This window comes from Buttiauxella noackiae ATCC 51607, assembly GCF_001654865.1.
Taxonomy (GTDB): domain Bacteria; phylum Pseudomonadota; class Gammaproteobacteria; order Enterobacterales; family Enterobacteriaceae; genus Buttiauxella; species Buttiauxella noackiae.
Genome location: NZ_LXEO01000039.1, coordinates 43,411 through 69,188 on the forward strand (window position 1 = coordinate 43,411; position 25,778 = coordinate 69,188).

The 25,778-nt window shown below is 47.8% G+C and carries 23 protein-coding genes; 9 read left to right on the forward strand and 14 right to left on the reverse strand.

Going from position 1 to position 25,778, the window contains the following annotated elements:
- Positions 1-65: 65 nt before the first annotated feature.
- Both M979_RS13415 and M979_RS13420 read right to left on the reverse strand, forming a co-directional pair.
- Positions 66-1,493 (reverse strand): glycoside hydrolase family 1 protein, encoded by a 1,428-nt coding sequence (locus tag M979_RS13415; RefSeq protein ID WP_064555226.1) that lies wholly within the window; start codon positions 1,491-1,493, stop codon positions 66-68.
- A 7-nt stretch (positions 1,494-1,500) separates the two neighbouring features.
- Positions 1,501-2,838, reverse strand: a complete 1,338-nt coding sequence (locus tag M979_RS13420; protein WP_064555227.1) for a PTS sugar transporter subunit IIC — start codon at positions 2,836-2,838, stop codon at positions 1,501-1,503.
- A 441-nt stretch (positions 2,839-3,279) separates the two neighbouring features.
- Between M979_RS13420 and M979_RS13425 the strand changes: the two genes are divergently transcribed.
- A complete protein-coding gene (locus tag M979_RS13425; RefSeq protein WP_034457565.1) occupies positions 3,280-4,296 on the forward strand; it encodes a LacI family DNA-binding transcriptional regulator in 1,017 nt (338 codons plus the stop codon).
- 96 nt (positions 4,297-4,392) lie between these two features.
- On the opposite strand, the gene lysA is transcribed toward M979_RS13425, so the two are convergent.
- Positions 4,393-5,655, reverse strand: a complete 1,263-nt coding sequence (gene lysA, locus M979_RS13430) for a diaminopimelate decarboxylase (protein ID WP_064555228.1) — start codon at positions 5,653-5,655, stop codon at positions 4,393-4,395.
- 113 nt (positions 5,656-5,768) lie between these two features.
- On the opposite strand from lysA, the gene M979_RS13435 reads away from it, so the two are divergent.
- Complete coding sequence (locus tag M979_RS13435) at positions 5,769-6,692, forward strand: LysR family transcriptional regulator (protein ID WP_034457569.1); 924 nt, start codon at positions 5,769-5,771, stop codon at positions 6,690-6,692.
- 1 nt (position 6,693) lies between these two features.
- Here M979_RS13435 and M979_RS13440 read toward each other — a convergent pair whose 3' ends face one another.
- Together M979_RS13440 and M979_RS13445 are read right to left on the reverse strand one after the other, a co-directional pair.
- Positions 6,694-7,860: an MFS transporter gene (locus M979_RS13440; RefSeq protein ID WP_034457570.1), complete on the reverse strand. Its 1,167-nt coding sequence runs from the start codon at positions 7,858-7,860 to the stop codon at positions 6,694-6,696.
- Between the two features lie 207 nt (positions 7,861-8,067).
- Positions 8,068-8,763: an aspartate/glutamate racemase gene (locus tag M979_RS13445; RefSeq protein WP_064555229.1), complete on the reverse strand. Its 696-nt coding sequence runs from the start codon at positions 8,761-8,763 to the stop codon at positions 8,068-8,070.
- A 163-nt stretch (positions 8,764-8,926) separates the two neighbouring features.
- On the opposite strand from M979_RS13445, the gene M979_RS13450 reads away from it, so the two are divergent.
- Positions 8,927-9,250 carry a cupin domain-containing protein gene (locus tag M979_RS13450; protein ID WP_034457575.1) on the forward strand — a complete coding sequence of 108 codons (324 nt, stop codon included), beginning with the start codon at positions 8,927-8,929 and terminating at the stop codon, positions 9,248-9,250.
- Between the two features lie 54 nt (positions 9,251-9,304).
- Here the strand turns inward: M979_RS13450 and wzz(fepE) are convergent, their stop codons facing one another.
- A complete protein-coding gene (gene wzz(fepE) / locus M979_RS13455) occupies positions 9,305-10,414 on the reverse strand; it encodes an LPS O-antigen length regulator Wzz(fepE) (protein WP_034457577.1) in 1,110 nt (369 codons plus the stop codon).
- A gap of 687 nt (positions 10,415-11,101) precedes the next feature.
- Between wzz(fepE) and M979_RS13465 the strand changes: the two genes are divergently transcribed.
- The 5 genes from M979_RS13465 to M979_RS13485 all read left to right on the forward strand — a co-directional run bounded on the left by M979_RS13465 (position 11,102) and on the right by M979_RS13485 (position 16,557).
- Positions 11,102-11,992 (forward strand): carbohydrate ABC transporter permease, encoded by an 891-nt coding sequence (locus tag M979_RS13465; protein ID WP_034457582.1) that lies wholly within the window; start codon positions 11,102-11,104, stop codon positions 11,990-11,992.
- Positions 11,985-12,899 carry a carbohydrate ABC transporter permease gene (locus M979_RS13470; RefSeq protein WP_064555230.1) on the forward strand — a complete coding sequence of 305 codons (915 nt, stop codon included), beginning with the start codon at positions 11,985-11,987 and terminating at the stop codon, positions 12,897-12,899. The genes M979_RS13465 and M979_RS13470 overlap by 8 nt, the downstream gene beginning before the upstream one ends.
- A 13-nt stretch (positions 12,900-12,912) precedes the next feature.
- The gene (locus M979_RS13475) at positions 12,913-14,040 is read left to right on the forward strand and encodes an ABC transporter ATP-binding protein (protein ID WP_064555231.1); all 1,128 of its coding nucleotides are present in this window, start codon (positions 12,913-12,915) and stop codon (positions 14,038-14,040) included.
- Positions 14,041-14,055: 15 nt separating this feature from the next.
- Positions 14,056-15,345, forward strand: coding sequence for an ABC transporter substrate-binding protein (locus M979_RS13480; protein ID WP_034457589.1), 1,290 nt, complete (start codon positions 14,056-14,058; stop codon positions 15,343-15,345).
- Positions 15,346-15,426: 81 nt separating this feature from the next.
- Positions 15,427-16,557, forward strand: coding sequence for an oligogalacturonate lyase family protein (locus M979_RS13485; RefSeq protein WP_064555232.1), 1,131 nt, complete (start codon positions 15,427-15,429; stop codon positions 16,555-16,557).
- Positions 16,558-16,615: 58 nt separating this feature from the next.
- Here M979_RS13485 and kduD read toward each other — a convergent pair whose 3' ends face one another.
- Positions 16,616-17,377 carry a 2-dehydro-3-deoxy-D-gluconate 5-dehydrogenase KduD gene (gene kduD, locus M979_RS13490; RefSeq protein WP_034457594.1) on the reverse strand — a complete coding sequence of 254 codons (762 nt, stop codon included), beginning with the start codon at positions 17,375-17,377 and terminating at the stop codon, positions 16,616-16,618.
- A 391-nt stretch (positions 17,378-17,768) separates the two neighbouring features.
- On the opposite strand from kduD, the gene M979_RS13495 reads away from it, so the two are divergent.
- On the forward strand, positions 17,769-18,944 hold the full coding sequence (locus M979_RS13495) for an oligogalacturonate lyase family protein (protein ID WP_064555233.1): 1,176 nt from the start codon (positions 17,769-17,771) through the stop codon (positions 18,942-18,944).
- A gap of 179 nt (positions 18,945-19,123) precedes the next feature.
- Here M979_RS13495 and M979_RS13500 read toward each other — a convergent pair whose 3' ends face one another.
- The 7 genes from M979_RS13500 to M979_RS13530 form a co-directional block, all read right to left on the reverse strand.
- Positions 19,124-19,819, reverse strand: a complete 696-nt coding sequence (locus M979_RS13500) for a porin (protein WP_034457600.1) — start codon at positions 19,817-19,819, stop codon at positions 19,124-19,126.
- Between the two features lie 502 nt (positions 19,820-20,321).
- Positions 20,322-21,503 (reverse strand): acetyl-CoA C-acetyltransferase, encoded by a 1,182-nt coding sequence (locus M979_RS13505; protein ID WP_064555234.1) that lies wholly within the window; start codon positions 21,501-21,503, stop codon positions 20,322-20,324.
- 39 nt (positions 21,504-21,542) lie between these two features.
- On the reverse strand, positions 21,543-22,553 hold the full coding sequence (locus M979_RS13510; protein WP_064555235.1) for a sensor domain-containing diguanylate cyclase: 1,011 nt from the start codon (positions 22,551-22,553) through the stop codon (positions 21,543-21,545).
- 219 nt (positions 22,554-22,772) lie between these two features.
- A complete protein-coding gene (locus M979_RS13515; RefSeq protein WP_064555236.1) occupies positions 22,773-23,132 on the reverse strand; it encodes a hypothetical protein in 360 nt (119 codons plus the stop codon).
- Positions 23,116-23,640 carry a chemotaxis protein CheW gene (locus M979_RS13520; RefSeq protein WP_064555237.1) on the reverse strand — a complete coding sequence of 175 codons (525 nt, stop codon included), beginning with the start codon at positions 23,638-23,640 and terminating at the stop codon, positions 23,116-23,118. The genes M979_RS13515 and M979_RS13520 overlap by 17 nt, the downstream gene beginning before the upstream one ends.
- Complete coding sequence (locus M979_RS13525) at positions 23,637-25,295, reverse strand: diguanylate cyclase (protein WP_245164752.1); 1,659 nt, start codon at positions 25,293-25,295, stop codon at positions 23,637-23,639. The genes M979_RS13520 and M979_RS13525 overlap by 4 nt, the downstream gene beginning before the upstream one ends.
- A 33-nt stretch (positions 25,296-25,328) precedes the next feature.
- Positions 25,329-25,697, reverse strand: a complete 369-nt coding sequence (locus M979_RS13530) for a response regulator (RefSeq protein WP_034457611.1) — start codon at positions 25,695-25,697, stop codon at positions 25,329-25,331.
- Between the last annotated feature and the right edge of the window lie 81 nt (positions 25,698-25,778).

Consider the following 25,778-nt stretch of genomic DNA (forward strand, 5'->3'; position numbering starts at 1 on the left):
AAAGCGGCACAGGGTTATGCCGCTGATCAATACTCATTAGCTTATCAAATTAAGCTGCTGAATAATTATTTCCATTCATCGTCAATGGTGATTTGTAACGTGCGAGTTTCACCCAACGTCCGATACCAATGGGCTGATTTTTTCGCACGTCGCTCGCGGTTGTTTTGCAGGTTAATCTCAATCAATCCGTAGCGGTTTTTGAATGCGTTCATTGGCGAAACATTATCGGTGAAAGCCCACAGCATATAGCCCTGACAGTTGGCGCCATCTTCACGGGCGCGCAGCGTCTGGTACAAATGTTCGCTGATAAACGCAATACGATAATCATCTTCAATCACACCGTCAGCATTGCGAAACTGAGCTTCATTTTCCGTACCCATTCCGCTCTCCGCGACAAACCACGGAATATTGCGGTACTCGGTTTTAATGCGCATCGCCATGTCATAAACAATGCGCGGGTAGATTTCCCAGCCACGCGACTTATTCATCCGCCGCCCAGGCAACTCAAACGGTTCATAATAATAAGCTGGATGGAATGGGGTCTCCGGGTTCCAGGCTCTCGACGGTGCTTTTACCCGGTGCGGGTAGTACAAATTAATCCCCAATTCATCAACGGTATTTTCGCGGATGATCGCCAGTTCTTGTTCAGTGTAATCCCACTGCACATTGTGTTTTTCCAGCAATTCCATTAGCTGTTGCGGATATTCACCATGCACCAGAGGGTCCAGGAATACACGGTTGTAGAACAGATCGTAAATTTGCGCCGCTTGCTGATCATGAGCGGCACTGGACCGTGCATAGGTCACTTCTGGATTAAGAATGCAGCCAATGGTTCCGCTATAACCTTTCTCGCGGAAATGTTTCACCACTTTCGCTGTGGCGAGGTTTTTATGGTGATTCCACTGCATCCATTTATGGGTATTTTGTTCATATGGCCAACGTAGTGCATCAAGATACACGCGGGTTTGCACCACAATCGGCTCGTTAAAAGTGAACCAGCGATTCACCTTGTGGGCATAACGAGCCAAAACTTTCTCCGCGTATAACAGATACAAATCGACGACCTTCTTCGACGCCCATCCGCCGTAAGTTTCAAACAATGTGGCAGGCAGCTCGTAGTGTTCGAGGCAGATCATCGGCTCAATGCCACTCCTGCGCATTTCGTCGATCAGATTGTCGTAGTACTGCGCATATTCCTCATCAACCACGCCATTTTCATAGTCAATGAAAAAGCGCGACCAATTGATGGAAGTGCGGTAATGCGTCAACCCTGCCTGTTTCATCAACGCCACATCTTCGCGATAACGATTAATAAAATCCGTGGCGACCGCCGGGCCGTAGCCCTCATGCCAGACATGCCTGTCGTTTTTATACCAGGCATCCAGCCACGTATCCTGCCCCTCTTTCTTACCGCTCCAGCCTTCTGTTTGCCAGGCCGATGCCGCTGCACCGAGGATAAAATCTTTTGGGATGGTGATTTTTACGATGCTCATACCTTCCTCACGCGTTATTAGCAATTTGTTGCTGTTCGGCCTGCAATTGAGCCTGTTCGGCACGGCGAGAAGCGATTTTCACAAACGGCAGGTAAATCAGCACAGAAACCAAAATACAACCCAATTGCGTAACGACCGCTCCCATAGAACCGGCAGTAGAAAGCCAGGCGTTGATGAGCGGTGGCGTGGTCCATGGCACCATCACAACGGCTTTACCCGCAAAACCCATTACCGTGGCGAAATAACCAATACTGCCGGTGACCAGTGGCGTAATGATGAAAGGAATAGCCAGTATGGGATTAAGCATAATCGGCATACCAAAAATAACTGGCTCGTTAATATTGAAGATCCCAGGGCCAAAAGAGAGTTTGGCTATCTCTTTCATTTCTTTCCTTTTTGTCGCAATCATCACCGCAATCAGCAGGCCGATGGTTAAGCCAGAACCACCGATACTCATATACACATCCCAGAACGGCATGGTGATGATATTTGGAATCTCTTTACCTTGTTCAAACGCGCTCATGTTCACGGTAATCGCCCCAAGCAACAGCGGCTCGCGGATAGGCTTAATCATCTGGTTGCCATGAATACCGATAACCCAGAAAAGCTGCGCCACAAACATCAACAGCAAAATGCCCGGTAGGCTTTGCACCACTTTTTCCAAAGGTTGCTGCACCACCTGATAGACCGCGTCATACAGGTACATGCCCGTCGTTTGGTGAAAAATAAAACCAAAGGTCGCTATAGCGGTAACGGTAATGATCGATGGGATCAATGCGGAGAAAGAAGCAGAGACATTCGGCGGAACGGTGTCAGGCATTTTGATCTTCAGCCCTTCCCTTTTTTCCAGCCAGCAGTAAATTTCAACCGATAAAATGGCGATAAACATGCCAAGGAACAGGCTGCGGGTATCAGAAAACTGGCGTGCCAGAATGTCTTTCACCATATGCATCTGCCCGTCGACCATCATCTCGATTGTGGTCGGCGTAACACAGATAAAACAGATCACCGCCAGCAATCCCGGGAACAGACTTTTAATACCGTTTATCCTGCCCAGTTCGATACCAATCAGGAACACCGCGCCAATGTTCAAAAAGTTAAGCGTGGCGTAGTTTATCGCCGCGGTAATCGGCTTTAGCTGTGCGAGAAACGACAGCGCGGAAAAACTGGCAAGACCATTTTTGGGATCCAGCACCATATTAGAGATCAGTACTGAGAATGCCCCAACGATGATCACTGGCATCAGGGTAATAAAGGAAGCTTTGATCGCCATAATATAGCGGTAGCTATTGAATTTAGTGGCAAAACTTCCCAGAGAGTCGATTAACTTTTCCTGCAAAGCCATAGGGTATACCTCGGTGTTGTCGTTTTTTATTATGTAGTGTGATGTATGACGACCTAGATCCGAAAGACTTCAATATGCAGGTAGGCGGCTATCGAACGAATCCCGATGATCTTACTGAAGTCAGCGATTCGGGTGAGTAAGAGCAGCCAACAACCCTGCATCCTGAAGAGCGACGGGTTTATTTGGTATACCAAAAATAGAACCAACTTCTTAACATTTCCGTGATAAATGTCCCACATTGTTATATTGGGATTCCAATACCAACCAATTCAATTAATTTGGTATGCCAAATTAATATAAATATTCTGAATCATTCAAAAGCGTGATCTGGCACGACAAATGATATAGCGAAGCCGCAAGCCCGATGTTTCATAAACACAGCATGTTAAACTAGCGAAATCATGCGACCACGCAGCAAGCGTCTTAATCAGGAATGAATTGATGGTAACAATGCTGGATGTCGCGCTACGCGCTGGCGTTTCTAAAGCAACGGTATCACGCGTGCTCAACGGGATTGGGCAAGTCAAAGAGAGCACCCGTGAACAGGTATTTAACGCCATGGAAGAGCTGGGCTACCGACCTAACTTTTTGGCGCGATCCCTTGCCAATCGCAGCAGTAATAGCGTGGGTCTGGTGGTGTCTACTTTTGATGGCTTCTACTTTGGACGCCTGTTACAGCAAGCCTCACGTCAGACTGAAGCCTGGGGTAAACAGTTGATTGTCACTGATGGGCACGACACGCCGCAAAAGGAGCTGGAAGCCGTGCAAATGCTGGTGGACAGACATTGTGACGCTATTGTGCTTTACACCCGGTTTATGAATGAACGCACATTACTTTCGCTCATGAATAGCATCAAAGTACCACTGGTCGTAATTAACCGTGATGTAAGTCAGGCTCGCGATCGCTGCGTGTTCTTCGAGCAACAGGATGCTGCATTTAAGGCGACTGAATACCTCGTAGAGCAAGGCCATCGCGACATTGCATGTATTACAGTGCCAATTTCCACTCCAACGGGCCAGGCACGCCTGATGGGTTATCGAAAAGCGCTACAAAAGCATGGTATTGCCTTTAGTGAAGAGCGGGTCAAATATGGTGATTCAAGCATGGAGCTCGGCCATAAACTGTGCCAGGAATTGCTGGAAAGTCGCGTACCATTTACCGCGCTATTTGCCTGCAACGATGATATGGCATTGGGTGCATCGAAAGCTCTGCATCAGTCAGGTGTGCGAATACCACAGGATATTTCGTTGTTTGGCTTCGATGATGCCCCGAGCGCTCAGTGGCTGGAACCTGCGCTATCGAGTGTCTATTTGCCTATCGATAGCATGATAACCACGGCTATCGATCAAGTCATAAAACTGGCAAACGGCGAGTCGCTTGAAGCAATCCCACCGTTTGTTGGCAAGCTGGTTTTACGCGAGTCAGTCGGTCCGGGTCCGTATTACGAGCCACGTTAGCTCTGACAAAAAGGGTGGATGAAGCAGTGCTTATCCACTCTACAATGGCTCTTTGTAGCTCGGATAAGTGCTGCGTCACCCGACAAAACTATGAAATTAGAACAACTCTAACGCCAGCAACTCCTGAATAGTCTGGCGGCGGCGAATCAGTCGTGCCTGACCATTATCAAACAGCACTTCCGGTAACAATGGGCGGCTGTTGTAGTTAGACGACATCGATGCGCCATACGCCCCGGTATCATGCAGCACCAGATAATCCCCCACCTGTACCGGCGGCAGCGCACGAGTTTCTACTTTTCCGCCTTCCTGTTGGGTAAATACATCCCCCGATTCACATAATGGCCCGGCGACAACAGTTTCAACCAACGGGAACTGAGTCAGCTCACGCCCATCACCCGCCAAAGCAGAAATATGGTGGTAGCTGCCGTACATCGACGGCCGCATGAGATCGTTAAACCCGGCATCAATCAGCACAAAGTGTCGAGAGCCCATGTTTTTAACCGAACGCACCTGAGCCACCAGTACACCAGACTCCGCCACCAGGAAACGGCCTGGTTCAATTTCGAGCTTCACCGCGTGCCCCAGACGCTGAGCAATTTTTTCACGTGCAGCATTCCACAATCCGTAATAGTGGTTGGTGTCGATTGTTTCTTCACCTTCATGATACGGAATAGACAAGCCACCACCTGCGGAAATCGCCTCCAGATCCTGACCAAAATCAATCACCTGCTGTACCATCGCACCACAAACACGCTCAAGGTGGCCGTAATCAACACCAGAACCAATATGCATATGGATGCCGACCAAATGCAGTTTGTAACGCTGAATAACTTCCAGTGCCTGTGGTAAATCTGCGTGCCAGATACCGTGCTTGCTGTTTTCGCCACCGGTATTGGTTTTCTGGCTGTGGCCATGGCCGAAGCCCGGGTTGACACGTAACCATACGCGATGACCAGGAGAGACTTCACCAAGCTGTTGGAGCATATCTACGGAACCGGCATTAACCGGAATCTGTTGCTCGGCGACCAGTTGCAGCGTCGGCTGGTCAATCATATCGGCGGTGAATACGATATCGTCGTGATTTTCCAGCGGCTTGTAACCTGCCGCCAGCGCACGCTCAATTTCACCCTGTGAAACAGAATCAACCTTCACGCCCTGCTCGCGCATCAGACGCAAAATATGAATATTGGAGCACGCTTTTTGCGCGAAGCGGATCACATCAAACTGACGCAATTGAGCAATCTGCTGGCGAATAATTTGCGCATCGTAAACCCAGACCGGGCAGCCAAATTCAGCTGGCAATGCCAGCAGGTTTTGCGCATTTAAAGCAGTGTCAGTGTTATTGAGTGGGCGTGGCATGGTTGGCTCCGGCAACAATTTGTTTTTTTGTATTACGCCACAGAGTGAAGTGAAGAAAAAATATCGCTTTAGCCAGAGTCTATGCAAAACTGATATAGATAAAGGAGACCATCATGCCCTCAATAACCCTGCGCCATATCGAAATTTTCCACGCGGTAATGACTGCCGGTAACCTCACCGAAGCCGCAGGGTTACTGCATACTTCACAGCCTACAGTGAGCCGCGAACTGGCAAGACTTGAGAAGTTGATTGGCCTGCAATTGTTCGAACGTAGCCGCGGGCGCTTACATCCTACAGTGCAGGGTTTAAGGCTATTTGAAGAGGTACAGCGCTCCTGGTACGGACTGGACAGAATACTGAGTGCTGCTGAAAGCCTGCGCGAATTCCGCCAGGGTGAGCTCTCTATAGCCTGCCTACCCGTGTTTTCACAATCATTCTTACCGATGCTGATTCAACCATTTCTGGCTCGCTACCCGGAATTGAGTCTGAATATTGTGCCGCAGGAATCACCGCTGTTGGAGGAATGGCTATCAGCTCAGCGTCATGATTTAGGGTTAACCGAAAACACCACAACACCTGCCGGAACGGAACGCCAAACTTTACTCACGCTCAATGAAGTGTGCGTGTTACCCGCCGGGCATCGCCTAGCCGGTAAAAAAGTGCTCACGCCGCAAGATTTCGCCGGGGAAAACTACATTAGCCTTTCACGCACCGACAGTTATCGTCAGCTTCTGGACTCGCTGTTTCAGGAACACGATGTAAAGCGTCGTATGGTGATGGAAACACACAGTGCAGCCTCGGTTTGCGCGATGGTACGGGCTGGGGTGGGTGTATCAGTGGTCAATCCGTTGACCGCTCTGGATTATGCTTCAAGTGGCGTGGTTGCTCGTCGCTTCAGCGTGGCGGTGCCGTTTACGGTGAGCCTGATTCGCCCACTGCACCGTCCTGCATCTGCGCTAGTGAGCGCTTTCAGCGAGCATCTGCAAAACAGCATGCAGATTTACATCGAGCCGCTAAATCAACTGCTCGATGCCTGAATTACGACTCGGTTACCGGCTGATGGTGACCCGTTCCACCACTAAAGTTAATCAGGCAAATGATAAGCCCTATAGCCGCAAGCCCTGCCGCCGCAACCGGAACAGCTGTCAGGCCAAAACCGTGGGCAATGACTGTACCGCCAACCCATGCACCGAGCGCATTGCCAACATTAAAGGCCGCAATATTCAGCGTCGAAACCAGGTTCGGCGCATCTCTACCATGCAGCACAACGTTGATTTGCAGCGCGGGAACTGTCGCAAAAGCTGCCATCGCCCAAAGGAATAAGGTGATTTCCGCAAGCCACATACCGTGGCTAGTCCAGCGAAACAGCAAAGAGAAGATAGCAATCAAGCTAAAACTCAGTATCAGGCTAAAGGAAACTTTCCAGTCTGCCAGGCGCCCACCAAGAATATTACCGACTGTTAAACCCGCACCAATCAAGAACAGTGTCCAGCTTACGCCTTGATGAGTCACACCAGTCACCTGTAACAACATCGGTGCGATATAACTAAATAGAGCAAACATGGCAGCCGCGAAAAAGACAGTCATCGCCAAAGAAAGCCAAAGTTTGCCATTAGCCAAAGCGCTGACTTCACGTTTAAGGTCAGTCGGCGCTTCCTCTTTCTGCGACGGCAGGCTGACGATCAGCGCAATAAATGCGACCACACCGATGATCGCCACTCCCCAGAACGTCGAACGCCAACCGTACAATTGCCCAAACCAGGTGCCAATCGGCACGCCCAACACATTGGCCAGCGTCAGACCGGTGAACATCAGTGCCACCGCTGATGCTTTACGATTCGGAGCAACCAGACTTGCGGCCACCACGGCGCCAATACCGAAGAATGCACCATGGCAAAGTGCTGTAATCACGCGAGCTAACATCAGGAAATGGTAATTGAGCGCTAAGGCACACAGGATGTTACCGACGATAAAAATCACCATCAGTAACACCAGTGAGAGTTTGCGCGGCAATCTTGCCGTGAGTAACGCCATGATGGGTGCACCAATCGCCACACCCAGCGCATAGCCGCTAATCAACCAACCGGCTGTGGGAATAGAGATCGCCAGATCCCCTGCCACATCGGGCAACAGGCCCATAATAACGAACTCCGTCGTGCCGATGGCAAATGCACTCATCGCCAGCGCGAGTAAGGAAATAGGCATGGAATAACTCCAGGTTACAGAAATAATAAAAGGCGGCAGAACTGTGTTCGACCGCCAGATTACGAGGATGTCAGAGGTGCAGCTTGTTTGGAAAAGCGTGCGCTGCTTAACAAATTAATAACACAAAAAACGCCGGGGGTGACCCGGCGTACGCTAAGGATATTCTTTTTTACCGTTTAACCATTTGAAATATAGAATAAAAAATTATTACTCGGCCAGCATGAAATTCACCGCGTCGGCGGCGTGAATCGCTGCGGTATCGAAGACCGGGAGCGGACAATCCTGCTGGTTTAACAGCAACCCGATTTCAGTGCAGCCAAAAATCACCCCTTGTGCCCCCTGCCCCTGCAACTCTTCAATGACTTGCTGATAGTAGCGTTTCGATTCTTCGGTGATTTTCCCAAGACAGAGCTCTTCAAAGATAATCTGGTTGATACGCAACCGTTGAGGTTCGTCCGGGATCAGAGATTCGATACCAAATTCAGCACTCAGGCGGCCACGGTAGAAATCTTGTTCCATAGTGTAACGCGTGCCAAGCAGCGCCACTTTATTCACACCTTGCGCGGTAATCACGCGCCCGGTTGCGTCAGCAATATGCAAAAACGGCAGCTCACAGCGAGATTCAATGTGGTGAGCGACTTTGTGCATCGTGTTGGTGCACAACACAATACCTTCCGCTCCGGCTTTCTGTAGCCCTAACGCTGCCTGTGCCAGCATATCACCCGCCAAATCCCATTCACCTTTAGACTGGCAAGCTTCAATCTCATGAAAATCAACGCTGTGCAGAAGGATCTTAGCGGAATGCAACCCACCTAAACGATCCTTAATACCTTCATTAATTAACCGATAATAAGGAATGGTCGACTCCCAACTCATCCCGCCCAGTAAACCAATTGTTTTCATGACCTTTCACCTATTAATTTTATTACTTTGGTTATATCAGAGAGATTACCCATCAGGAAAGCGTGATCCGCCTTACAAAACGCTGGCGTGAACTATCGCAAAAGGACTTTTCAGGATACGATTAATTAAATGAAACAACGTTTCACATAGAAAAGGATCGCGAATGTTCACTTTTATTAAAGATACTAAACTGGAAGACTTAGGTGCTGGCGTAAGTCGCCGAATTCTGGCTCACAACGGTAAAATGATGGGTGTGCAGGTTAACTTTGAAGCTGGCGCAATCGGCCCGATGCATAACCATCCACATGAGCAGTTAACCTATGTACTGTCCGGCGAGTTTGAATTCACTATCGGTGATGAAACTCACCGCGTTACAGCGGGTGATACGTTATATAAAGAACCGCATGTGATGCATGGCTGCGTGTGCCTGAAAGCGGGTACCCTGCTGGACACCTTCACCCCAGTGCGTGAAGATTTCCTGAAGTAAACTGCAAAAAAGCGGCACCTGATAAGGCGCCGCTTTTGAGAAATACTGATTTATTCAATCAATATCCATACGAGATGCGAATGCACCACGTACTAACACCATACCTGATGCGACAATTAAACCCACCAGTGCTGCCAATACGATAATCAACGATTTACCCGGACCATCTTTTTTCAGTGGTAACGAAGGCTGCATCTGGAATTGGTAAGGTTTGAAATCGATCTCACCCAGCTTTACGGCTTCTAAGGAACGTAGAATGTGATCGCGGTTTTGTACCGAAGCATTCAACTGAGCCACATCTTTAATTGACTGCTCAATCTTTAACTTTTCTGAAATCCCTCTTGAGCCCAGAGCAATAGAGTAATCAGGGTCATCTTTTACCGCCTGTCCATTGCTATACACCGGGTCCTTCAGGCCCGCTGCATTTGCTACCTGCAATGAATATCCCAGACGCTCCAGGTTAACATTGTGATCGTTCTCAAGCGCAGTACGGTCCAGTGCCAGTTTGTTTTTTTCAAATGCCACTTTGAGTTCAAGAGCAGTTTTTACATTAGAGATAACGTCTTTATTCACTTCAGCAGCAATAAACTCAACATAGCTTTTCAGCACCTGCTGGGCCGCCTCCGCATCTGGTGCGGTAAAACTGAGTGTCCAGGAACTATAAGGTGCATTGTCGGTTTTTTTAGGATCGATATTGTTGACTGCCTTAAATTTTTCCGAAACATTGGATATTGCGCGATAAAGCGCACTTTTATCCACATCAGCATTTTTCACCAATGCCTGTACATAAGGAGATTTTGCCAGAAATTGCTCGCGAAGCTCTTGCGAGTCAAATTTCTTCAAAAACATATTATAGAGGCTACCCGCATCAATATTCGCATCCACCCCAAGCACCGTCATATCAACCATCGCGCGACGCAAACCAATAATATTGGCTGTTTCAGGTGGTGTGATAATCGCTTCGCTAGTCCATTTTTGCGGCAATAAAAAACTGACTGCCAATCCACATAATGCAAATAGTAACGTAATTGTAATTATCTGTTTTTTTGCCGCGTATAGAGTAGACATCAGGCTTAGTAAATCGATCTCTTCATGGCGTGGAGCCATAAGCGGGTATGGAGATGTGTTCTCTAATTGATTGGTTTTCATTTCTATAGAAGACATAACTGGCCGGTTTTTAAGTTATTGAGAAAATACCCGTCTAATTTCCAGGAACAGAAAATTAAGCAGCGCTTACGTCAAAGATTGAGAAATAGGTTGGGTTTTAAACCATAAGAAAGGCTGCTTATCTTTTCCTTGTGCATGTCACTGTCGATATCAAAACTGACTTTAAACAACATACCTACAATCTGGTAATGCACTGATAACAAAGCCTTAACTCTGTAACGAAACGTAACTCTCTTTAATGAATGGGCATTATTCCTAAGAATCACCTGAAAAACAACCACCAACTATTGCAGTTTAAAAACTAAGAATTTCCTCCTTCCTTTTTTTATCCCGCACAAAACCTCGTCCATTTCACATTATCGAAACAGTGTTTCGATGTTGATCACATTTCCATGATGAATCGAATGACTCGGTTACAAATCGTAATAAGATTAATTAAAACGCTGTTTTACAAATCAGGAACCATGGTTCGTATGTTTCTGAAATCCAGAAAACAATAGAGATGTCAGAAATGTAACGGTGTTGTAAGCCTTTAATTATCAACCAATTATCAGGGAATGAATATGACCGATACCCCCACCGCTTTCCGACCCAACCGTTTTACTTCACGGGTGAGGCAATGAGTTTCGAGAAAGATTTTTGCAGAAAACAATTTTTAAACCATTGAGCGCCAGGTAGGTATGTATGAATGAAAACAAAATGCTGGGAATGGCATGGATTTCGCCCTACATAATAGGGTTGTTAGTCTTTACTGCCTTCCCATTTGTTTCATCTTTCTTCCTCAGTTTTACTGAGTACGATTTGATGAACCCGCCGGTATTCACCGGTATTGAGAACTATCGCTACATGTTGACCGAAGATTCACTCTTCTGGAAATCCATGGGGGTAACTTTTGCTTATGTATTTTTAACCATCCCGTTAAAACTTGCATTCGCACTCGGTATCGCATTTGTTCTGAACTTTAAACTGCGCGGCATCGGCTTCTTCCGTACTGCGTATTACATCCCATCTATTCTGGGCAGCTCCGTTGCGATCGCCGTTTTATGGCGTGCGCTGTTTGCCATCGACGGCCTGCTCAATAGCTTTATTGGTGTGTTCGGTCTGGACCCGGTGAACTGGCTGGGTGAGCCATCTCTGGCACTGATGTCCGTTACGCTCTTACGTGTATGGCAGTTCGGCTCGGCGATGGTTATCTTCCTGGCGGCATTGCAAAACGTTCCACAATCACAGTATGAAGCGGCAATGATCGACGGTGCGTCTAAATGGCAGATGTTCATGAAAGTGACCGTGCCTTTGATTACGCCAGTCATCTTCTTCAACTTCATCATGCAGACCACGCAGGCGTTCCAGGAGTTTACCGCACCGTACATCATTACCGGCGGCGGCCCGACTCACTACACCTACTTGTTCTCACTGTATATCTACGACACCGCATTCAAATACTTCGATATGGGTTATGGCGCGGCACTGGCGTGGGTATTGTTCCTGGTCGTGGCGGTCTTTGCCTCCATCGCCTTTAAGTCATCGAAATACTGGGTGTTCTACTCCGCAGATAAGGGAGGCAAAAATGGCTGATATTCAACCAAGCCAGTTAGCGGCTAAAAATGCGACGGAAATTGCAGAAGAAGAAATTGCGCGTACTTTGCGCCGTGAAAAAATCAGCCGCACCGTTCGTTATATCGTGCTGATTATTGTCGGTCTGTTGATGCTCTACCCATTGGTGTGGATGTTCTCAGCGGCATTTAAACCGAACCATGAGATCTTCACCACACTCGGGCTATGGCCGGCAAACCCAACCAGTGACGGCTTCGTCAACGGCTGGAAAACCGGTACTGAGTACACCTTTGGCCATTACATGTGGAACACAATGCAGTATGTGATTCCAAAAGTACTGCTGACCATTATCTCTTCAACGATTGTCGCTTACGGCTTTGCCCGTTTCGAAATCCCGTTCAAGAAGTTTTGGTTCGCGACATTGATTACCACCATGTTGCTGCCAAGCACTGTGCTGTTAATCCCGCAATACCTGATGTTCCGTGAAATGGGCATGTTGAATAGTTATCTGCCGCTGTGGCTACCGATGGCGTTCGCAACCCAGGGGTTCTTTGTCTTCATGTTGATCCAGTTCCTGCGTGGTGTTCCACGCGATATGGAAGAAGCAGCACAGATTGATGGCTGTAACTCCTTCCAGGTGCTGTGGTATGTGGTGGTGCCGATTCTCAAACCGGCCATTATCTCTGTCGCCCTGTTCCAGTTCATGTGGTCAATGAACGACTTTATCGGGCCGCTGATTTATGTGTACAGCGTAGACAAATACCCAATTGCACTGGCGCTCAAAATGTCTATCGACGTGACTGAAGGCGCTCCATGGAACGAAATTCTGGCAATGGCGAGCATCTCCATTCTGCCATCGATCATCATCTTCTTCCTGGCTCAACGCTACTTCGTACAAGGCGTGACCAGCAGCGGAATTAAAGGTTAAGTGAGGGAATATCATGGCTGAAGTTATTTTCAACAAATTGCAAAAAGTTTACTCCAACGGCTTCCAGGCGGTTCATGGTATCGACCTGAAAATTGAAGACGGTGAATTCATGGTTATCGTCGGCCCATCTGGCTGCGCGAAATCAACCACCTTGCGTATGCTGGCAGGTCTGGAAACCATCAGCGGCGGTGAGGTCAGAATTGGCGACCGCGTCGTTAACAACCTGGCACCGAAATCTCGCGGTATCGCGATGGTGTTCCAGAACTACGCACTGTATCCACATATGACCGTGCGTGAAAATCTGGCCTTTGGCCTGAAGCTCAGCAAACTGCCAAAACAGCAGATCGACACTCAAGTTAATGAAGCGGCCAAAATCCTTGAGTTGGACGAGCTGATGGACCGCCTGCCGCGCCAGTTATCCGGCGGCCAGGCACAGCGTGTGGCCGTAGGCCGTGCGATTGTGAAAAAACCTGACGTGTTCTTGTTTGACGAACCGTTATCTAACCTTGATGCCAAACTGCGTGCGTCGATGCGTATTCGTATCTCCGACTTGCATAAGCAACTCAAGAAAAGCGGCAAACCTGCGACCACCGTATACGTGACTCACGACCAGACTGAAGCGATGACCATGGGCGACCGTATCTGCGTGATGAAATTGGGTCACATCATGCAGGTGGACACACCAGATAACCTCTATCACTTCCCGAAAAACATGTTTGTGGCAGGCTTTATCGGTGCGCCAGAAATGAACATTCGCCCGAGCAAGCTGATTGAAAAAGACGGCAGCCTGCAGATCAGCGTCGGTAATGACACTCTCGCGCTGAACGAGCGCCAGCAGAAGCGTTGTGCTGAATACAAAAATCAGGACATTTTCTTCGGTATCCGTCCTGAGTTTATTTCAATCTCTGATGAACCGTTTGCCGAAAGCCATTCCAGCGGCGAGATGGTGCGTGTAGAGAATATGGGCCATGAATTCTTCATCTACCTGAAAGTAGCTGATTTCGAAATGACCTGCCGCATCCCTTCCGATGAAGCTAAGCCAATGATTGAAAAAGGCCTTCACCGTAAGGTGTATTTCAAGTTTGACATGGAAAAATGTCATATTTTCGACGCAAAAACAGAACAAAACATCTCTCTCTGACAGGAGTCTATGATAATGAAAAAAGTACTGTTAAGTACCCTGATTGCCTCTACCTTAGGAATGGCTGCCGGCTCGGCGTTTGCGGCAGATGAAGTTGATTTACGTATGTCCTGGTGGGGCGGCAATGGACGCCACCAGGTTACGCTCAAAGCAGTTGAAGAGTTCCAGAAGCAACATCCGAACATCAAGGTGAAGTCTGAATACACCGGTTGGGACGGCCACCTTTCCCGTCTGACTACGCAGATTGCGGGCGGTACCGAGCCTGATGTGATGCAGACTAACTGGAACTGGCTGCCAATTTTCTCCAAAACAGGCACTGGCTTCTACGATCTGAACACCGTGAAAGGTGAGTTGGATCTGGCACAGTTTGACCCGAAAGAACTGCAATCAACCACCGTTGACGGCAAGCTGAACGGCATTCCAATTTCCGTGACTGCACGCGTGTTCTATTTCAACGATGAAACCTGGAAAAAAGCGGGTGTTGAATACCCGAAAACCTGGGATGAGTTGATGGCAGCGGGTAAAACTTTTGAAACTAAACTGGGCAAGCAATATTTCCCAGTCGTGCTTGAGCACCAGGATACGCTGTCTCTGCTGCGCTCTTACATGGTGCAGAAATACAATATCCCTGAAATCGATACTGCGAAGAAGCAATTCGGCTACTCCAAAGAGCAGTGGGTTGAGTTCTTTGGCATGTACAAAAAGCTTATCGACAGCCACGTAATGCCTGACACCAAATATTATGCGTCATTTGGTAAGAGCAATATGTACGAGATGAAGCCGTGGATCGAGGGCGAGTGGGCCGGTACTTATATGTGGAACTCCACCATTAAAAAGTATTCCGACAACCTGAAGCCACCAGCGAAACTCGAGCTGGGTGCTTACCCAATGCTGCCAGGTGCAACCGATGCGGGTATGTTCTTTAAACCAGCACAAATGTTCTCTATCAGCAAAACGACCAAGCATCCGAAAGAAGCAGCCATGCTGATTAACTTCTTATTGAACGAAAAAGCGGGTGTGGAAGCACTGGGGCTTGAGCGTGGCGTTCCATTGAGCAAAGCGGCTGTGACCCAACTGACGGCTGATGGCGTGATCAAAGATAACGATCCGTCAGTTGCAGGTCTGAAACTGGCGCAATCTTTGCCAAACAAACTGCCAACGTCTCCATACTTTGATGACCCGCAGATTGTTTCCCTGTTCGGCACTTCTTTGCAGTACATCGACTATGGCCAGAAAACCGTAGAAGAAACTGCTGCTGAGTTTGAACGTCAGGGTAACCGTATTCTGAAACGCGCAATGCGTTAATCAACCAGCCTAAGTTTTCAGTTCTATACCCTGCCCCGCTTGCGGTGCAGGGTATTTTTTTAACTTAACAGGAATATCGTTATGGCTAAAGGTAAGAAAATCCAACTCTCCTTCCGCGCCCGACGCGACATGGAAACCGGAACTGAAGTATTACGTCTGACCCCTCCGCATATTATTTGCCACCGCAATTATTTCTATCAAAAATGTTTTAGCCGCGACGGGCAGCGGCTTATTTTCGGCGGTGCGTTCGAAGGGCACTGGAATTACTATTCGCTGGATTTAGAAAAACAAATTGCCACTCAGCTAACCGAAGGCGAAGGCGACAATACCTTTGGCGGCTTTTTATCGGCTGACGATCGGTCATTGTGGTATGTGAAAAATACCCGAGAATTACGCCGCGTCGATCTGGAGTCGCTCGAAGAATACATCGTTTATGAAGTGGATGATGAATGGGTGGCTTACGGCACTTGGGTTGCGAACTCCGATTGCAGCCAACTTGTGGGTATTGAAATCAAAAAGAGTGACTGGTCGCCGCTTACCGACTGGCAAAAATTCCGCGATTTTTACTTCACCAACCCTGAGTGCCGTCTGATCCGCATCGATTTACACACCGGCGAGCAGCAGGTCATTCTGAAAGAAAAACGCTGGCTGGGTCACCCGATTTACCGTCCATTCGACGATGAAACCGTCGCGTTTTGCCACGAAGGGCCGCGTGATGCAATCGATGCACGCATGTGGCTAATTAACCAGGATGGCAGCAATCTGCGTAAAGTTCGCCAGCATGAAGAAGGTGAAAGTTTTACTCATGAATTCTGGGTGCCGGACGGTTCCGCACTTTATTACGTGGCGCATAAAGAAGGTGATGCGCACCGTTATTTATGGAGCGCCGACCCGCAAACACTTGAGAACCGTCAGCTCCGCACCATTCCGCCTTGCTCACATTTAATGAGTAACCACGACGGTTCGTTAGTCGTCGGAGATGGCGCACCGCATAAGACCGGAAATATCGATCTCAACGATCCCTTCATTTGGGTATTTGATCTAAAGAAAGGTACACAAAAAGCAGTCTGTCGCCACAATACATCGTGGAAAGTTCTGGATGGCGACCGCCAGGTGACGCATCCGCATCCTTCATTTAGCCCTGATAATCAATGGGTGCTTTACACGTCAGATGAAGAAGGAATGCCTGCGCTTTATCTGGCTAAAATCTAAAAAAAACCCTCAGTCCACACGGACTGAGGGTTTATAAAACGGTGATGTTGAGCGTTAATTAACGCGCTAACCAGCCACCATCAACTGCCACGGTATAACCGTTGATGTAGTCAGAAGCAGTGGACGCCAGGAATACGATTGGACCTTTCAGATCTTCTGGCAGGCCCCAGCGGCCAGCAGGGATACGCTCAAGAATTGCAGCGCTACGCTCTTCATCGGCACGCAGTTGTTGAGTGTTGTTGGTCGCCATGTAGCCCGGCGCGATAGCATTCACGTTGATACCGTGTTGTGCCCACTCGTTCGCCAGCAGACGAGTCACGCCCATAACTGCACTTTTAGAAGCAGTGTAAGACGGTACGCGGATGCCCCCCTGGTAAGAAAGCATTGAAGCGATGTTAATGATTTTGCCGCCTTTGCCTTGAGCAATGAACTGACGAGCAACAGCCTGAGACATAAAGAACACACTCTTAATGTTCAGGTTCATAACGTCGTCCCAGTCTTTTTCGCTAAAGTTGATTGCATCTTCACGACGAATCAGACCTGCGTTGTTAACCAGAATGTCGATTTTGCCGAACTCAGCAACCGCACGTTCCAGCAAAGATGGAATACCATCAATCTGGCGCAGATCGGCGGTCAGGCTCAGGAAGCGGCGACCCAGAGCATTTACACGCTCGATGGTTTCAGCAGGTTCAACGATATTGATACCAACGATGTCACAACCAGCTTCTGCAAGACCGATAGCCATACCCTGGCCCAGACCTGTATCACAACCAGTAACAACTGCAACTTTACCTTGTAGGGAGAACGAATCCAGAATCATGTAGATTTCCTTTTTTTATACGGGCCTGCTGTTAGCGCAAGCATCCTGGGAAAATTTTGTTCACGCAAACTGCGCAACTCATAAATCACTTACGGCAAAAACACTGTTCCGTAATCTTTGATGGATTCATAGTAATCTGGTTGAAACCGCTTTTCAATTATAAATGAAACGTTGTTTCAAATTATGGGCAATACTTTTCAAATTTGATATTTCGATCACGTTCCCCCTTCCCTTATCCCTTTAAATGCATCTGTTTACTGAAAGTATTGCCAGTGGTGTTGCCGTTTAGTGAATGCAATCACACATATTGAAACAATGTTTTGATAAATTAACACCAGAATTTTGAACATACATTTTCGACAATTGAGATTGTCATTTTAAGGAGAGCATCATGGCTAAAGGTATGCGGGTTAAGCTGGTTTATGAAGTGAGTCAGGACCCAGACACAGGCGTCGAAGTCACCCGCTTAACGCCACCCGAAGTAACCTGTCATCGGAATTACTTCTACCAAAAATGCTTTACCAATGATGGCAATAAGTTGCTGTTTGCTGGCGAGTTTGATGGCAACTGGAATTACTATCTATTGGATATCGCCGCTGCCGAAGCCGTGCAATTAACTGAAGGAACTGGCGATAACACCTTTGGTGGTTTCCTCTCCCCGGATGACAAATCTCTTTATTATGTGAAGAACGAACGCACGTTGCTGGAAGTTAACCTTGAAACGCTGGTTGAACGTGAGGTTTATAACGTGCCTGCTGACTGGGTTGGTTACGGCACATGGGTTGCTAACAGCGATTGCACAAAGCTTGTCGGTATCGAAATTTCCAAAGACGACTGGGTTCCATTGAACGACTGGAAAATCTTCCACGATTTCTTCCATAAAGGACCAAACTGCCGTTTGTTGCGTGTTGATCTGCAAACCGGTGAAAGCGCTGTTATTCATCAGGAAAAAAATTGGCTCGGCCACCCGATTTATCGTCCATTCGATGACAACACCGTGGCGTTCTGCCACGAAGGCCCGCACGACCTGGTTGACGCACGTATGTGGATGGTCAACGAAGATGGTAGCAACGTGCGTAAAGTTAAAGAGCACGCGGAAGGCGAAAGTTGCACGCATGAATTCTGGGTGCCGAACGGTTCATCCTTAATGTACGTTTCCTACCTGAAAGGCCAGCAAGGCCGTACTATTTATAGCTACAATCCGGATAACGGCGAAAATACAGAAGTCATGCAAATGCCAGCATGTTCACACCTGATGAGTAACTTCGATGGCACACTGCTGGTGGGTGATGGTTCAGGTACCCCGGTCGATGTTAAAGATACCAGTGGTTACACCATTGACAACGACCCATATTTGTATGCTTTCGATATAGCGAAAAAAGCTTATTTCCGAGTAGCTCGCCACGATACTTCCTGGGCAACTTTTGCTAATAGCCGCCAGGTTACGCATCCGCATCCTTCATTTACGCCGGATGACAGTGCCATTTTATTCAGCTCTGATAAAGATGGTAAGCCTGCACTATATATTGCAAAAATGCCTGCTAACCCAGAATTAATTTCTGCCTGATAGATAATAGAGTATGCCCTGTGTAGGCCCTTGCCCTCTCTTTATGAGAGGGCTTTTTTATATCTATTTATTGAAGGTGTTGGCTGCTTACTTAAAACCAACCGTTTTATATCCCACTCAAATATAAAAAAGCCTCTGCTAATAGCAGAGGCTTGAAGAGAGTATTAAAGGATTAACTATCAGAAGGAGTATGCAACACCGACACGTAAACGGGTCTGACGGTCATCGCGGTCATTTACCCCAACGTTACCGACTTCACCATATGGAGCCCAGTTTTTATCCAATTTATAAGCTAACTTCACGTTATATTCCTGAGAATAAGGCTTGTTGTTATTACGAGGATTACCCTCTTCACTACGTGCGTAAACATAGTTTAGCTCGGTACGCCAGTCACCCATCACGAAGCCAGCCCATGCATCACCACGGTTGACTTTATCATCATCTTTCTTAGCGTTAGCCGGGTAACGGGTGTAATCATAACGGTAACGAGCAGCAACATAGAAACCATTATCAAAGCTATATTGCACACGTAAGTTTGGTTTATAGATAGAACGGCTATCGTTACTTTCAATATTAAAACCAGGAGTTACTGAGAAGTTTTTATTCGCTTTCCATTGCCAACTAATGGCTTCTTCATGACCATTACCTACAAAATCACTAAATGGCTGATCGGTATTATCGCCACCTGATTTCCATTTCGCTTCTACAGAGAAACCAAAGCCATTTGCAAAACGATGTGAAACTGAGACGCGATCGGCGTTGGTTGAGTCCGTTTTACCACCGTCAATGAATTCATGGCGTAAGTCGACAGTTACAGCCTGGGCTGCAAAAGAAGCACCAATCAACATTGCCAGACCCAGAGTTTTCTTCAACATAAATAAATCCCTCATTGAAATATCGTTTCATTATTATGAAACTGAATTTTATTTTTAAATGAACATCATTTTAGTGATCGAGATCGTAAATATTTATGTCGAAATTCACACGTAGCAATCTTCGTGATGGGTATCAACAAAAGAAACAATGAGTATCAAAATTAAGCGACTCCCATCACGCAAAAAACGCAAAAACCATCAATAAAACATTATTTCAATAATGTTTTAATTTATTTACATATAACATTGTCGTGACTTAAATAAAATTAAAGAAATACCGCCTAATTTATTTGAATTCAAATAGTAACGGAGGAAAATACAATGGAGCTATTTACAAAAAATGATGGTCATTGCCAATGAGCTGGGGCTTTTAACAATGATTGAAGGATCATCTGAGGATAACGATGCTAAATAAAACCCGATAAAAATATTATACCGCTTAAAGAAAAGGCACCTTCATAGCGAAGGTGCCTTTACATTGATAAGCAGGACTGTATGGCAGTTAATCTCTCTCGATAGCTAATGCAACTCCCTGCCCGCCGCCAATACACAACGTCGCCAGCCCTTTTTTGGCATCGCGCTTGATCATTTCATGCACCAGCGACACCAGAATCCGGCAGCCGGATGCGCCAATCGGGTGCCCTAAGGCCAGCGCGCCACCATTAACATTCACTTTGCGCTCATCCCACTCCAGCATTTTGCCGACCGAAAGCGCCTGTGCGGCAAAGGCTTCATTGGCTTCAATGAGATCAAGTTGATCAAGCGACCAACCCGCGCGTTCAAGGCATCGCTGGGTAGCGGTGACCGGTGCAATCCCCATGTAAGCAGGATCGACGCCGACGCTGGCGAATGCCCGAATACGTGCCAGAACTGGCAAATTCAACTCTTCGGCTTTGCTGGCGCTCATCATTAACACCGCCGCTGCACCGTCGTTTATAGAAGAAGCATTACCGGCAGTTACACTTCCCTGAATATCAAAAGTTGGGTGTAATTGCGCAAGGGCCTCGGCGCTGGCATCAGTACGTGGCTGCTCGTCAGTATCGACAACAACTGATTTCCCAGAATTGAGTTCAACAGTAACCGGTACAATTTCATCTTTAAAACGCCCGGCATCAATCGCTGCCCGCGCTTTATGTTGTGATGCCAGCGCGTAGGCATCCTGGCTTTCACGGCTGATACCATATTCACGCGCAAGATTTTCTGCCGTCACGCCCATATGGTAGTCGTTGAAGGCATCCCACAATCCATCGTGAACCAGGCTGTCGATAAGTTGGCTATTCCCAAGGCCAGCACCGTTACGGCTATCGGCCAAAACGTGTGGAGCGCGACTCATATTCTCCTGGCCACCAGCAATCACCACGTCAGCCTCACCGCACTGAATCGCCTGCGTGGCAAGATGAAGCGCTTTTAAGCCGGAGCCACACACATCATTAATGGTGATAGCGGAAACAGACCACGGCAAACCACTGTTCAGTGCGGTTTGTCGTGCGGGGTTTTGCCCTGCCCCCGCAGTGAGTACCTGACCCAGGATCACTTCATCAACTTCTTGCTCACTTACGCCGCTGCGTTCTAGTAGCGCTTTAACCACCGCACTCCCCAGCTCCGAAGCGCTACGTGGTGAAAGAGCCCCTTGAAAGCAGCCAATGGGCGTTCGTGCAGCCCCCACGATCACGACATCTTTCATCATTATCTCCGCAACGTTGTGACTGCTTTTCTGGAAAGTTTATAAGCCCCGGCGACGATCTTTTTCGATATACATCGCCGCATCCGCTTCACGCAAAGCTAAATCGTGATCGGTATCTGCCGGGTTGACTGCGACAACACCAATGCTGGGGCCCGCATAATTAATCACACTGGAATGTAGCTGATACTCGCCAGTCAGCAAGTTTGCCAACCTAATTTTGAATGCCTGCGCCGCTTGCAAAGCCTCATCAGAGGCTGAAGGCCCAACGCTTGCCACAACAAACTCATCGCCACCAACACGCCCAATGATTTCACCAGGACGCGTTCCTTCTTGTAAACGCCGCCCGACTGCGCACAGAAAACTGTCGCCAACGCCATGCCCATAAGCGTCATTAATCTCTTTGAAATCATCCAGATCGGTAAAAGCCAGGAGCACAAAGCGCGCATCATTGCGAGCAAGTGAAAAGAGTTTCGGTAACTGTTCAAATACAGCTCGACGGTTAGGCAGTCCGGTCAGCTCATCAGTATAGCTGGCGGTCGTGAGCGCGGCATTTGCCTGCTGAAGTTGCTGCATAAGCTGTTCATTTTGAATTTGTTGAGCAATCAACTGCGCAAACAGTTGCAGGACTTGCTCGCTACGCTCGGTCAAAATGCGATGCTCAGAACTGGCTGCGCAAAGTGTTCCATATAAAGAACCATCCGCAAGCGTGACTGGCGTGCTGACGTAAGTGGTAATACCTAGTGCCTTCGCAGCCTGCGAATCATCCCATACATTCGCCACATCGCAGGTATAGCGTTTTCCTTCGTCCAGCGCGCGCTTGCAAAGCGTATCGCCCCACGGTACGCAAAGCCCCTCTGGGATCTGCATATGTCGGGAATTACGAGCAAAAAGAATATGTTGGAAGCTGCCATCAGGTTCGATTCGAGTCAGATAGGTTGACTCCATATTGGTTACCAGTTCGAGCATTTCCAGCAGCTGTCGGACAAGTCCCTCAAGTGTGTATTCAGATTCTAACGCGGTAGAAATGCGCTCGATAAGATTGTCAGACATAAAATCGGGTATACCTTTTTAATTAATCGCACAGATGTAAGCCTCAGATGTGCACGTTTTTAACATATTTTTAATACGACTTCCCCTGCCAAATATGACAATTGGGAGTCTGATACCCGTTGGCTGGATTCATTTTTCGAAGACTGGAGAAGTGTATAGCTCAGGGATTTGTCTGCAAATTCGACTTGGTGATAACGAAGAGAGCGGGCGGTGCAATATTCACCGCCAGCTTAATAACGGACTCAGGCTTTCATCCTGCACCAGAGCATGTAGTCCGGGTAATTTGCAGCATTGCTGCAATATCACAGGCAGGGGGAGGATTTCATTTTGCCGAAGTACCACATTTTCCAGCTCTCCCCAGAAATGCCACCCTGTTGCGACATTGCTCGCAGGAACGAATAAATGCAGATGCATACCGCGCGCTGGCTCATCCGGTAAGCCTAACCAGTGGCTAAATCGCTGTATATCTGGATTATTGTCCCCAGCCAGCACGCAGCGCTGAACCTGCGATGACGGGATATAAAAATGCGTATCCCCGAGGGTAATTCGCACTGCCGAAAGACTAAGCGAGTGAGTCATAGCCGCTGGTTTCCAGGTAACGCTCAAAGACTAAATTCAAATCCAGCAGTGCAAAATACTCGTGGCCTACAGGAACAATCCCGACCACCACTTTTTGCATGGCGGCAGATAAATTATCAGCAGCTGGATGAATCAGGCTTTCAGCCACATCCAGCACGTCTATTAATTTATCGATAAGAATCCCGCTTTGCATTTTATTACCGCGGCCAATAAGAATTGTGCGCTTACCCGGCACTTCCTGCCCTGTGGTTTCAATCAACTGATTTATGTTAATCACTGACTCAACGCGCCCGCGATGATTAATCACCCCTTCAAGAGAAGGCGGGCAGCCCGGCACCCATGAAACAGGGCGCTCTGCCAGAATCTCTTTTATTTGCGAACCGTAAAAAGCAAAATTTTTGTCAGCTTGCTTAAATAAAACAAGGCTACATTGCGGTTCGTCAACGTTGGCAATTTCCCGATGCTCGTCCTGATAAAGACTGAGTATTTGCTCTAATGGCTCGCTCATGCCACCTCCTTATCATCGGCAATGCAATAACGGTTACGACCACGCTGTTTTGCCGAATACAGAGCCTGGTCTGCACGTTCGCGGATAGTTTCAATTTTGTCTCCCGGCTGCCAGGAGGCAATTCCCGCACTGAAGGTATTGCTGAAGTTAGTCTGGTTGACTGAGAAGTGAATTTTTTCAAACCCCTGGCGCAGTCTTTCAACCACTGCAGCTGCCTGTTCTTGCGTGGTGCCTGGCATAATTATCGCAAACTCTTCTCCGCCATAGCGCCCAACAATATCGGTACTGCGTAAACGATGGGAGAAAAGCTGTGAGATACCCAGAATCACCTGATCGCCCGCGACATGGCCGTAGGTATCATTGATATTTTTAAAGTGATCCAAATCGACCATGACCAGACTAAATGGAATGCCGCTGTAGTTGGACTCTGTAATGGCGCTTTCCAGATAATGCGTTGTCGTTGAGTGGTTATACAGGCCCGTCAAACTATCCTGAGACATACGAGCACGCAGCGTACGCATTCTTTCTGCTCGAATCGAAACCGCATTAATTAACTCCTGCGGATCGGCCTGCTTAATAATAAAATCTTCCGCACCGGTACTCATCGCCCCAAACTGGGTTTTCTTATTGGTTTCACTTGAGAGATAGGCGATTGGCAAACCGATATGTTGTGGGATCTGACGAATCAGTTTTGTCAGTTCTTCACCACTGTAGTCCGGCATGTGGAAATCCATCAGAACAATATCGATCGGATGGGTATTGAGAACATTCAGCAAGTGCGGAATCTGTGTAAGAACATGCACTTCCATCCCCGCCATACGCAGCATTTCGGCATTGTATTGCGCGACTTCAGGCTCATCATCAATCAGTAAAACCTGATACGGTTTTTTCAGTGACGGCTGCGTTAAGCGGTGCAGTTCCTGAACTAAATCGGTGGTTGATGCAGGTTTCACATAGTAACCATCACACCCGGCTTTAATCGCGTTGATACGGGCGTGGAAATGGCTATGGCAGGAAAGATAAAGCACCGGGAAAGGTGTGCCGACTTTCTTTCTCAGATCGGACATCGCAAGCGGGCCGCCATAAGCGTTATCCGGGAAGCTGACATCCATAATGACCACTGACGGAGGCTGTGATAACACCGCCTTGGTAAAATCTGCTGTGTTGGTAAACACATAACAGATAAAGCCGAAGCAGCGAAGCTGGGTTGCCAGTAATTCAGCCTGATCGCATTCATCATCACACAGATAAACAGGCTTAATGGTGCGATTAATCGCCACCTCTTCCTGAGTAGAGGCCGCTATCGGGAACTTAACTAAAGAATCAGCCCCGCGACGTGCGCTCTCCATCTGCTCTTCCGTCAATGCATATAACTGCCGCATTATCTCGCCAAGCTTGCTGTACTTCGTATCCGAAACAGAATGGCTCACTAACAGGTGTTCACCTTCAGCAGCCTGGCTGGCAATTTTCGTGAACCCAAATGACGCGCTGGTTCCGTGGATGCTATGCAATAAAAGGTGCAATTGCTTACTATCTGCTTCATTCGGCTCCGCGACTAATTTCGCCAGCAGCCCATCAGCCTGGTCCAACATCACGGGAATACGTTGCAAAAAACGCTGACGCAAGCGAGCGATTTTATCCTGAGCAGTATTCATCGTATTCTGCATAAATTCTTGTTTTATCATGATTTATATTTGCTCGACCGCCGCATCTGGCTTAAGTAATTCATTCACTACCGCCACCAGTCTTTCTGCCATATTCTCGTCTTTCTTCACCCAGCAATCCGGGATGATGGTGATATCTGTCATCTCACTGGCGCTGAGTAAAATAAAAGGTTTTTTCCAACCGTTGGCACGCAAAACCTCTAATAGATCCAGCCCGGTAATTTCCGGCATATGGAAATCGCTGATGACCAAATCGATTCCATCATCAGAATCAATATTGGCTAATGCGGTCATTGCACTTTCAGCAAGAATCACTTCATAGCCGCTCATTTCCAGAAATACCGAAGCCAATTCAGCGGCAAACAAATCATCATCAACTAATAAAACACGCATCTTTTTTCTCACTTATACCCATCGCCCTTCAAGACACAGGGTTGTTGGCTGCTCTCATTCACCCGAATCGCTTACATCAGC